The 9,857-nt window shown below is 68.1% G+C and carries 8 protein-coding genes; 4 read left to right on the top strand and 4 right to left on the bottom strand.

What is annotated here, in order from left to right; translation table 11 throughout:
• Window positions 1-213: 213 nt before the first annotated feature.
• Window positions 214-600 (top strand): hypothetical protein, encoded by a 387-nt coding sequence (locus BM085_RS00780; protein WP_093885123.1) that lies wholly within the window; start codon window positions 214-216, stop codon window positions 598-600.
• A 448-nt stretch (window positions 601-1,048) separates the two neighbouring features.
• On the opposite strand, the gene BM085_RS00775 is transcribed toward BM085_RS00780, so the two are convergent.
• The 4 genes from BM085_RS00775 to BM085_RS00760 all read right to left on the bottom strand — a co-directional run bounded on the left by BM085_RS00775 (window position 1,049) and on the right by BM085_RS00760 (window position 6,726).
• Window positions 1,049-2,230: an agmatinase family protein gene (locus BM085_RS00775; protein WP_093885122.1), complete on the bottom strand. Its 1,182-nt coding sequence runs from the start codon at window positions 2,228-2,230 to the stop codon at window positions 1,049-1,051.
• 689 nt (window positions 2,231-2,919) lie between these two features.
• On the bottom strand, window positions 2,920-3,885 hold the full coding sequence (locus tag BM085_RS00770; RefSeq protein WP_093885121.1) for a hypothetical protein: 966 nt from the start codon (window positions 3,883-3,885) through the stop codon (window positions 2,920-2,922).
• A 473-nt stretch (window positions 3,886-4,358) separates the two neighbouring features.
• Window positions 4,359-4,967, bottom strand: a complete 609-nt coding sequence (locus BM085_RS00765) for a hypothetical protein (RefSeq protein ID WP_093885120.1) — start codon at window positions 4,965-4,967, stop codon at window positions 4,359-4,361.
• A gap of 631 nt (window positions 4,968-5,598) precedes the next feature.
• Window positions 5,599-6,726, bottom strand: coding sequence for an ROK family transcriptional regulator (locus BM085_RS00760; RefSeq protein WP_177244905.1), 1,128 nt, complete (start codon window positions 6,724-6,726; stop codon window positions 5,599-5,601).
• Between the two features lie 124 nt (window positions 6,727-6,850).
• Here BM085_RS00760 and BM085_RS00755 point away from each other — a divergent pair, with 124 nt between their 5' ends.
• From BM085_RS00755 to BM085_RS00745, 3 genes are read left to right on the top strand one after another with little or no spacing between them, the layout of a single operon-like run.
• Window positions 6,851-8,149: an ABC transporter substrate-binding protein gene (locus BM085_RS00755; protein WP_177244904.1), complete on the top strand. Its 1,299-nt coding sequence runs from the start codon at window positions 6,851-6,853 to the stop codon at window positions 8,147-8,149.
• On the top strand, window positions 8,142-9,038 hold the full coding sequence (locus BM085_RS00750; protein WP_093885117.1) for a carbohydrate ABC transporter permease: 897 nt from the start codon (window positions 8,142-8,144) through the stop codon (window positions 9,036-9,038). Before BM085_RS00755 ends, BM085_RS00750 begins: the two co-directional genes overlap by 8 nt.
• A gap of 3 nt (window positions 9,039-9,041) precedes the next feature.
• The gene (locus BM085_RS00745; RefSeq protein WP_093885116.1) at window positions 9,042-9,848 is read left to right on the top strand and encodes a carbohydrate ABC transporter permease; all 807 of its coding nucleotides are present in this window, start codon (window positions 9,042-9,044) and stop codon (window positions 9,846-9,848) included.
• Window positions 9,849-9,857: the final 9 nt, after the last annotated feature.

The raw sequence follows: 9,857 nt of genomic DNA, 5'->3' as shown, positions 1-9,857 counted from the left end.
GGAGGCATCTTCGAGCATCCGCTGCTGCTGGCGGCTCTGGCCCGTCGCGGCGAGGGGGGCGAGGAGGGCAGTGGGATCGAGCATCCGCTGCTGCTGGCCGCGCTCGCGGGCCGATAGCGGCAAACCTCCAGACCGCAGGTAAGGACGTCGTCCCCGGCCGCCGCGAGAGCGGCGGCCGGGGGATGGTTCACCCCAACCGTAAAGGAGCACCCCATGGCGACGGAGGAGAACGGCAAACCGGCCGGAGCCGAGCCGGTGGAGTCGTTGATCGACGATCTCATCCGCGACATATTCAGCGAGGCCGCCCAGTCCACGAAGACCCGCGCACGCGGCGGGGACTCCATAACGGCGTTGATCGAAACGGCCCTCGTGTCATCGCAGGCCGGCTCGAAAGCATCGACGATCGAACGGCTTCTGATCGCCGAGGTCTTCGCCTCCACCCTGGCCGACGCCCTGGCGCCCGCGCTGGCCGAGGCACTGGCTCCGGAGATCTTCAAAGCCCTGGAGCAGCGCACCACCGGCCAGGGCCGGACCGATGGCCAGAAAGCCTCGGCGGCCTCCTCCCCCCAGCCCAGCCGGGGCGGCAGAAGGAAGACCTGAGGCACCGGCCCCGCGACGGCACCCAGCACGCCGCAGCCTTTTCGAGGCGGTTCAGGTGGCGTCGCGTCGTCCTGGGCTTCTCGCAGTAATCGCCGAAAATCCAACGAACCTATCTCTGCTGTGATGAAGGAGCGGGGCCTCCGCTCCCCGTGGCGTCCCCAGAACCCGGAGACGGATGCTGGGGTTGTCACACGTCCTCACGACGAGGGAGGCCCCTGATGAGGACAGACTACGACGGCACCCAGTAGCTGGGAATGGACCCGCACCGTCACCGCAGCGTGCTGGTGTCCATGACCGCAGACGGCAGGCGCCGAGGTCCACCTGGCCCATCCACTGGGCGTGGCGGCATTCACCTGCCGCCGGGTCAAAAACGACCGGCCTGCAGGGATGACCTGCAACGATCGACCTACTGCGGGGCTGGGGACGCCTTCGGGGAGGAGGACGCCTATCAGGCGGGCCCCGGACCGGTGGAAGTCTGCGAGGTCTGTGTGCTGCTCGGGTAGGGGCCCCATGCTTCTCTGGTGCGGGTGGCGGCCCGGCGCCCCAGCTTGCCTGAGGCGACCATGGTGGCGAGGGAATCCAGGACAACCCGGGCGCTGATCAAGGATGTCTGTTCGGCCCAGTCGTAGGGCGGCGAGCACTCCACGACCTCGATCCCCGCGAGGCCGGGCACGGATACCAGGCGCACCAGGCCCAACGCCTCTCGAGGCAGCAGCCCTCCCGGCTCCGGCCAGCCGGTTCCAGGCACGAACCCGGCGTCGATGACGTCGATGTCAAAAGACAGGTAGACGGCCTTGGCGCCCTTCCAGGCGAGCTCCAGGGCAGTCTCGGCGATCTTCTCGATGCCGACACGTTCGACGTCTCCCACCGTCATGATCGTGGTTCCCCGGCCGCGGCCGACCTTCACGCCTTGGCGCGGAGACTGCCAGCCGCCGATGCCGATCTGCACGAGGTTGACGGCCGGCGCGTTCTTGATGTTGGTCGCATGGAAGAAGGGCGTGGTGTGCATCCGTTCGTCCAGGTCGCTCTCCTGGGTGTCGACGTGCCGGTCGAAGTGGATGATCCCGATGTTGCCGTCGATGTGGGGGGCCAGGCCGCGGATGGTCGGGTATCCGATGGAATGGTCTCCGCCCAGCACCACGGGCATGACTCCCGCAGCGGCGACATGGCTGATGGCCTTGTCGATCTGGTCGAAGGATTTTTCGAGGTTGCCGGGGATCGTGACGACGTCGCCGATGTCGACGAGGTTCAGCTGTTCCCGCAGGTCAACACCGAGTTCGAAGTTGTAGGTGCCGAACAGGTTCGTGGCCCGCCGGATGCCCTGCGGCCCGAACCGCGCACCAGGCCGGTAGGTGGTGCCGGCGTCCAGCGGAACGCCGAAGATCGCTACCTCGGCGTCACCGACCTCGTGGACGTTCTCCAGGAACGGAGACTTCATGAAGGTCCCTCGTTCACCGGCGAAATGCGGTATCTCCCCACGGGAGAACGTCGGAATCGTACGGTCCTTGATGGAGTCCGCAGCCGACAGGCCAAGATCGAGCGACCGCTCGATCTCCTCTTTCCGCCGACGATCGGGCAGTTTCGCCTCTGCCTCTTGCGCCCACTTCCCTTGCGCGAACGGCTCGGCCATTTGTCCCCCTCGTAGCCGCGCTACCTCTGGGGGGCCTGCAACAACCGTACCAAGATGCCCGGGAACGGCTCGGACTGCCCTGAGACCGAGCGGTGGCCGAGACTGGGCTGGCTGATCGCTCAAGCCCCGACAACCACCCAGGCCCACGACGGCCAGGCGCTCGCGGTCACACCTCCGGGTCGGGGGTAGGCGCCGCAGTGTCCGCACACCGGCCGGCGCCACCGGCGTGGGTGTCGCGACACGTCTTGAGCTCGGCCTCGACCAATCGCCGCTGCGAACTGATATGGGCTGAGTCGTCCTTGCCTGTGCGTTTTCCCATGTCACGGGGTGTACTCGGACCGCCCGGATTCTTTCGGCAACGCCTCGTAGATCTTGCGCTCATATAAACGGGCCCGGAAATGAGGCGGCGCCCGCCATCGGCGGGCGCCTTTGAAACCATGGAGATCGTGGTGTGGATGGTCACCGCGACCTGTGGAAACACTGAAGATCGTGTTATCTCGCCGGGCTGTCCCGCCGTGTCCGGGCCGAAAAGCTGACTCGGCACTGTTGGTCGTGCACCGCCCTGATCTGCTCGAATGGCGCTGGTGAACTCCTCGACAGCCGCTCCGTAGCGCACTACGCCGGTCCACAAGGACGACCAGGGGAAGGCCAGGACGCGTGGTGACCTCATCGATGATGAAACGGAGAGTTCACAGATGATCGAGCACGTAGTTGAAGGGATGCGGGTGGTGCCTGCCGCCGGCCGCACAGTTGCCGTCGGCGTTGTGCGGCCAGTAGAACAGCACGAAGCACCGGTCGCAGAAGCGCCAGTCGTTCTGCTGCCCCGGCCTGAGGGGCATGTCGAACGGCAGGAGGAAGTCGTGCCCACCGGCCTCCGCCACGTGACCGGGCCGGGGCGCCGACCACTTCGGGCAGGCGCCCTTCTTGTCCTCGAACCCGTCGAAGAAGAGCGCCTTGCACCGGGCGCACTTGCGCCATCCGGACTCGCGGTTCGGCCCCGGGACACCGAACGGCAACCGGAAGATGAGGCCTGCGGCCTGGTGGGCGCCGTAGCGGGGCTCGTTCAACAGCTGCCCGTCCTCGCCTATGACGATCGGGGGCCGCCGGCCCCGCGTCACGTTGCCCGGGCAGCGGCCGGCGTCGAGCGCGAAGAACAGCGTCTTGCACTCCCCGCAGGTGCGCCAGTCCGAGACACGTGGGCTGAGGGCCGCGTTCTCCCCTATCGCGAAGCGGGCGGCCACTTTCTTGTTGCCACCGGAGATCTCACCCCGGCACACGTAGAAGCCGGCGTTCGGCCCCGTCACCTCGGCTCTGGCCTCGTTGCCGCCGATGAACGGGACCACCCATGAGATCTTGAGCGCTGTTCCCTCGTCGTCGAGGCCGTAGACGATGAGCCCGGTCGTCCCCGTCGCGATGCCCCCTTCGCTGCTCTTGGAGCCGAAGACGTCGGACTGGAAGGGGCCGATGGAGTCGGCGGGCAGCTTCGCGAACACGCCGTGCGCGTGGGCACTGCGCAACCGGCGAAGCGTGCGGCTCGTCGCGTTGTTCACCTCGATCACCGCCGAGCGTGACGCGTCCGCCAGGATCTTGGACACGGTGTCGATGATCTCGGCGGTCGCCTTGACCTCCTTGGCGATGTCCTGCATCGACACCATGGTGGCCTCCTCGGTGCCCCGGCTCGTCCTTCGGACGCGCGTCGGTGAAGGTACGGCGGAGCGATGGTCCGGTACACAACAACTGAACGGTACTTCGGAAACACCTGTCCGGATAGATCACGAGAAACCGAGGGCGCCGGACCGGCGGGAGAAGCGTCGGCGATCCGGCCGAGTGGTGCTCGCCCCCTGAGGGCGTCCTCCTCCCGAAAGTGTCTCCAGCCCCAAGGTGGGCCGGTCCGCGCAGGTCATCGGACTTCCGAGAAGGTCGTGTTCTCGGAAGCGGAGACGGCCACGACTTCCGGGAACATGCACGACTAGGAGGCGAAACCCCAGCTCGGCGGCTGAGCCGTACGCCTCCGGACGGCGGGACCATCGACCGACCCGCGACCCGCCGGCTACCGGTGACGCGAATCCACGTGGTGCGGCAGCCGCGAAACCGGCAGGCCAGGTGGCCTGCCGGTCAGTGCGCTTCCTCATACCAGGGTCGGGATGGGCTCGGTAGCCGAGGGGGCCGGACGGGAGGCGGCCGAAGTGGCTCGGTGGGAGATGGAGGCGAAGGAGACGAGCAGGAGGATGGCGCCGAGCGGGATGAGGTCCTTGTCGATGTTCGGCATGATGAGGTCGCACAGGACCAGCAAGGGCGTCCACACCTTGATCCGGCGCATGACGGCGAGCTGGACGACGAGAGCGAACTGGCCGACGTAGAAGAGATACGGGCCGATGTCGTAGGCCGCGAGGGTGACCCCCGGGGTGTCGCGGATCTCGCGGGTGAGAAGGCTCATGCTCAGGTTGTCGACGGACAGCAGCCCAGCCACGACGTCGATGGTGAACTGCGTGGCCAGCGCGAGGGCGCCGGCGGTGGCGATCACTGCGATCACAGTGGACAGGGCGTTTCCTCCTGCCATCCGGCGCATCTGCCAGAAGACGTACACGAACAGCCCCATCGCCGCGATGAAGGCCAGATGGCCGGTGGTCCAGGCGAGGCCGGGACCACGACTGCCGTCGAGCCCGTCAAGAATCCGGATCACGCCGTAGGCGAGGGTGAGCAGTGGGGCGGCAATGAAGGCGATACGCGGGTTCATCCGGGGCTCCTTGGCAGGGGTGCTTACGCCCTTAATCCTGGATTTTCACCCGCCGGAAGTAATCGCCGACGGGAGCGATCTCTGCCATCCCTCTCACGGGGGAACAGACATCCCTCCTGTCGGCGAGGCATCCGGGGTCGAGGAACGCGGGGACAGCCATTGGCGGTGAGATGGATCATGGTACGGATGGCCGCCGCGACCTGTGGAAACACTGAAGATCGTGTTGTCGCGCCGGACTGTCCCGCCGTGTCCGGGCCGAAAAGCCGACTCGGCACTGCCGGTCGTGCACCGCCCTGACCTGCTCGAACAGCCCGTACCGCTAATGACTGTCCCGTTGTTCCCCGACCCCGGACTTCGAGGAGTGGAGGCAGGGCGCGGCGCCGGTCACCCTGTGGCGCCAGCACACCGAGTTGGTGGCCCGCTGGCACCGAGTGGTACGGGACGCGGCCACGATCAGGCAATCCGCCGCCACCGACCGAGCGGAAGTCGAAGAGATCCGGAGCCGACTCGCCAGGCTGCCCGAGATGATCGCCCATGTCGGAGAGCCAGAGCTGGGGAGGACCCTCCACAATCACGCGGATCTTCGTAAGAAAGTTCCGTTCGGAACGGTGGCGATGGGAACCCTGCGGCGTCAAGAGTCCGCGAACAACTCCACTCGTACCCGGTCACGGGCCACCTCGATGGCGCCGATGGTCACCGCGTCCTCGCCGAGGGCGGAAATCTGCAGGTCGGGTACCTCGTAGCAGATGGAGGCCAGGTGCCGGGCGATGGGGTCGAGCACCGTCGTGCCCGCCTTGGCCACGCCGCCACCGATCACGATGAGCCGCGGGTCCATGGCCAGGACCATGGCGCCGATGCCGTTGGCGAGCGCCTGGGCGAAGCCGTCCACGGCGCTCAGCGCCCTCTGCTCGCCGTGCCGGGCACGGGCGAAGGCCGCTTCGATGGCGTCTGCGCCCGCGGCGGCCAGGAGTCGTGCCGGCGCGTCCTCCCAGCCGAGGCCGGGATGGCGGCCGATCTCGCCCGCCGCGCCGGTGCCGCCGGTGAAGGGGCGGCCGTCGATGAGCAGGCCGACGCCGAGCCGGTGTCCTGCGTGCACGTACAGGATGTGGGAGACCTCGCGGCCGGCGCCGTGGCGGTGTTCGGCCAGGACGGCCAGGTTGGCGTCCTTCATGGCCACGACCGGGCAGTCCAGCCGCCGGCCGATCTCCTCGGCCAGGTCCACCCCGGTCCAACCGGGAATGGCGACGCTGAGCCGTACCGCTCCGCCGGAGTCGACGATGCCCGCAGTGCCCACGCCGGCCGCCCACAGCCGCGTGGTCTGGCCGGACGCGCTTTGATCCGACAGGGCCCGATCGAGCAGGGTGAGCGCGGTCTGCAGGCGCTCATCCGCCGGCAGGTCGGCGGGGATGACGCGGCGCATGCCGGCCTGCAGGACGCCGTTGAGGTCGGCGATCCGCACCGAGACCGCATGAGCACCGATGTCGATGCCGGCCAGCAGGCCCGCGGCGGCGTTGAAGCGGTAGCGCTGGGCAGGGCGGCCGCCGGTCTTGACGATGTCGTGCCCGTCGGGACGCAGCAGGCCGGAGTCGGTCAGCGTGGTGAGAATGGCCTGGGCCGTCGGCCGGGACAGGCCGGCGACCTGGGCGACCCCGCTGATCGTCAGCGGCGGGCCGTCGCAGAGGACCTGCAGTACGCGCCGGGTGTTCAGATGCCGCAGAGCACTCTGGTCTCCGCCGGGCAGGGTGGGTCTGATCGTCATCGACACCTCTTGACGAATGGCCGGGAGCACCCCCACCATATCGAAAGAAAATTTCTTTCGTATCCACTTTGCGGCCATTCGGCGTGCGGACGCTACCGGCCTGCCACCCTACCGAAAGACCCTCATGAAGATCCACAAGATGCTCACCATCGCGGCCGTGGCCACGCTGACCGCCTCCTGCGCGCCAGGCAGCACGAGCGCGCCCGCCGCGCAGCCCAGCGGCCCGGTGCAGACCGGCGCCCCCGCCGAGAAGGTGACACTGTCACTGGTCTCCACGCCGGAGTCCGGCGCCGCGATCAAGGCGATCATCACCGCCTTCCAGGCCAAGCACCCCAACATCACGATCAACTACACCGACACCAACTACGACGACTACAACAAGAGCCTCAACCTGTCGCTGACCTCCGACCAGGCGCCGGACATCGCGCTGCTCAACTCGGTGGGCACCACCGTCAAGGACGGGCTGGTGCGCAACCTGGCCGCCTATGAGAAGGCCTACGGCTGGGACAAGGCCTACCCCAGCACTCAGCTGGCCCAGTGGCGGGTGGCCGCCGACGGCAGCACGCTGGGCAGCGGCGACCTGTACGCCGCCCCGGCCGGCTTCTCCATCGTGGGCGTCTACTACAACAAGGCCAAGGCCGCCAAGCTCGGCATCACCGCCCCGCCGGCCACGCCGGCCGACTTCGAGGCCGCCCTCGCCAAGGCCAAGGCCGCCGGCGAGCTGCCGCTGCAGCTCGGCAACGCCCAGGGCCACGCTTCCTTCACCGTCCAGCTCATCGGCCAGTCGCAGGACGGCGCCGAGAACGCCGCGAAGTGGACCTTCGGCCAGAAGGGCGCCAGCTTCGACACCGCGGGCAACCGCTCGGGCGCGCAGAAGCTGCTCGACTGGGCCCAGAAGGGCTACCTGCCCAAGGACGCCAACGGCGTCGACCTGCAGGGCGCGGCGACCAAGTTCATCAAGGGCGAGGGCGTCTTCTTCATCGACGGCAACTGGGACGCCGCCAAGATCGGCGACGGGCTGAAGGCCGAGGCCGGCTTCTTCGCCTTCCCCGGCGCCAAGGCAACCGCCATCGGCACCTCCGTGGCGTACGCGATCTCCGCCAAGAGCAAGAGCCCCGATGCCGCCGCGGCGTTCTTGGACTTCCTGCACTCGCCCGAGGCCTCGGCCGAGGAGTTCAAGGCCGGCTTCATGCCCGCCGACCCGGCCGCCGCCAAGCCCGAGACCGGCACCGTGATGGCCGACATCGCGGCCGCCTGGACCAAGGTCAACACTGACGACGGGTTGGTCGGTTTCAACAACAACGCCACCGCCACCATGAACGACAAACTGACCGCCGCCACCCAGGAGCTGATCGGTGGCAAGAACGACCCGGCCGGCTTCATCACCGCCATCCAGGACGAGTGGGCCAAGACCCATGGCTGACACCGCCGTGCTGCCGGCGCACCGGGCCGGACGGGAAACCGCCCTCCGGCCGCGCCGGCGTCGCCGGGGCAGGCTGACGCCGCTGCTGTACGTGCTGCCCGCGCTTGTCTTCTACGCCGCCTTCGTCATCGTTCCCTGGCTGCACAGCCTCTGGATCTCCCTGTGGGAATGGAACGGCATCGGCGTGGCCACCTGGGCCGGCCTGGCCAATTACATCGAGGTCTTCGCCGACCCCGCCCTGCGTAGCTCCCTGCTGCACGCCTTCGGCTTCATCGTCTTCTACTCGGTCCTGCCGATCGGGATCGGCCTGGTGCTGGCCGCGCTGGTGGCCGCGACCCCGTGGAAGGCCATGCCGCTCATCCGCACGATCTTGTTCCTGCCGCAGGTCCTGCCACTGGTCGCCGTCGGCGTCATCTGGAAATGGATCTACAGCGCCGACGGCCCGCTCGGCCTGGACAGCTCCTGGCTGGGCGACTTCACCCTCGCCTACCCCGCCGTGGGCCTGGTCGGCACCTGGGTCAGCACCGGATTGTGCTTCCTGCTGCTGCTGTCGGGCATCGGCAAGATCGAACCCTCGCTGTACGAGGCGGCCAAGGTCGAAGGCTGCGGCCCGATCCGCGAGTTCTGGCACGTCACCGTGCCCGGGCTGCGCAAGGAGATCGCCGTGGCCGCGACCGTCACCGTCATCGCCGCCCTGGCCAGCTTCGACGTGGTCTACGTGATGACCGGCGGCGGCCCCGGCTACACCACCATGGTCCCCGGAGTGCAGATCTATCAGCTCGTCTTCACCGCCGGCCGGGTCGGCACCGCGTGCGCGCTGGCCACCGTGCTGAGCCTGCTGACCTGCGCGGTCATGTACGGGCTCAACCGCCTGACCAGGGAGCGATGAGACATGAGCCGACACCTGACCCGGCTGGCGCTGCTCACGGCCGCCGCCAGCGTCGTGCTGCCGTTCCTGGCGATCCTCAGCGCCGCCCTGCAGCCCGAGTCGAACCTCACCCCGGGCCTGGAGTGGCCGAGCGACCCGCACTGGGAGAACTTCGCCACCGCCTGGAGCAGTGCGGGTTTCGCCGCGCTGCTCAAATCCAGCGCCGTCATCGCCCTCGGCGTCGTGCCGCTCTCCCTCGTCCTGGCCACCCTCGCCGGATACGGCATGGCCACCATGGAGCTGCGCGCCAAGGGGCCGCTGTTCGCGCTGCTCATGCTCGGCCTGGCGCTGCCGTACGAAGCGATCGTCATTCCGCTCTACTACGACCTGCGCTCGATCGGCCTGCTCAACAGCTACTGGGCGGTCATCCTGCCGCTGATCGGCGCGTTCATGCCGTTCGGCGTGTTCTGGATGCGCAGCCATTTCGAATCGCTGCCCAAGGAGCTCACCGAGGCCGCTCAGATGGACGGCGCCTCCAGCAGTCGGGTGCTCACCCGGGTGCTGCTGCCCACCGCCTGGCCCGCGCTGACCACGCTCGGCCTGCTGTACTTCATGTGGGCCTGGAACCACTTCCTGCTGGCGCTGATCCTCATCCAGGACCCCGCCATGCGCACCGCGCCGTCCGGGCTGGGCAAGTTCGTCCAGCAGTTCGGCAAGAACATCCCGTTGCTGTCCGCCGGCACGATCATCATCATCACCCCGATCGTCCTGCTCTACCTGTTCTTCCAGCGCCACTTCGTCAAGGGCATCCTCGCCGGCGCCGTCAAATAGGGGGAAATC

Origin of the sequence: Streptosporangium canum, from assembly GCF_900113865.1 — a bacterium.
GTDB lineage: Bacteria > Actinomycetota > Actinomycetes > Streptosporangiales > Streptosporangiaceae > Streptosporangium > Streptosporangium canum.
The sequence above is the reverse complement of the archived record's forward strand: the minus strand, read 5'-3'. Positions and strand labels throughout refer to the sequence as shown.

Excerpts from the sequence above, each read along its gene's own strand:
- BM085_RS00745 (WP_093885116.1), top strand. The coding sequence starts at position 9,042 with ATGAGCCGACACCTGACCCGGCTGGCGCTGCTCACGGCCGCCGCCAGC.
- BM085_RS00775 (WP_093885122.1), bottom strand. The coding sequence starts at position 2,230 with ATGGCCGAGCCGTTCGCGCAAGGGAAGTGGGCGCAAGAGGCAGAGGCG.
- BM085_RS00765 (WP_093885120.1), bottom strand. The coding sequence starts at position 4,967 with ATGAACCCGCGTATCGCCTTCATTGCCGCCCCACTGCTCACCCTCGCC.
- BM085_RS00770 (WP_093885121.1), bottom strand. The coding sequence starts at position 3,885 with ATGGTGTCGATGCAGGACATCGCCAAGGAGGTCAAGGCGACCGCCGAG.
- BM085_RS00780 (WP_093885123.1), top strand. The coding sequence starts at position 214 with ATGGCGACGGAGGAGAACGGCAAACCGGCCGGAGCCGAGCCGGTGGAG.
- BM085_RS00760 (WP_177244905.1), bottom strand. The coding sequence starts at position 6,726 with ATGACGATCAGACCCACCCTGCCCGGCGGAGACCAGAGTGCTCTGCGG.
- BM085_RS00755 (WP_177244904.1), top strand. The coding sequence starts at position 6,851 with ATGAAGATCCACAAGATGCTCACCATCGCGGCCGTGGCCACGCTGACC.
- BM085_RS00750 (WP_093885117.1), top strand. The coding sequence starts at position 8,142 with ATGGCTGACACCGCCGTGCTGCCGGCGCACCGGGCCGGACGGGAAACC.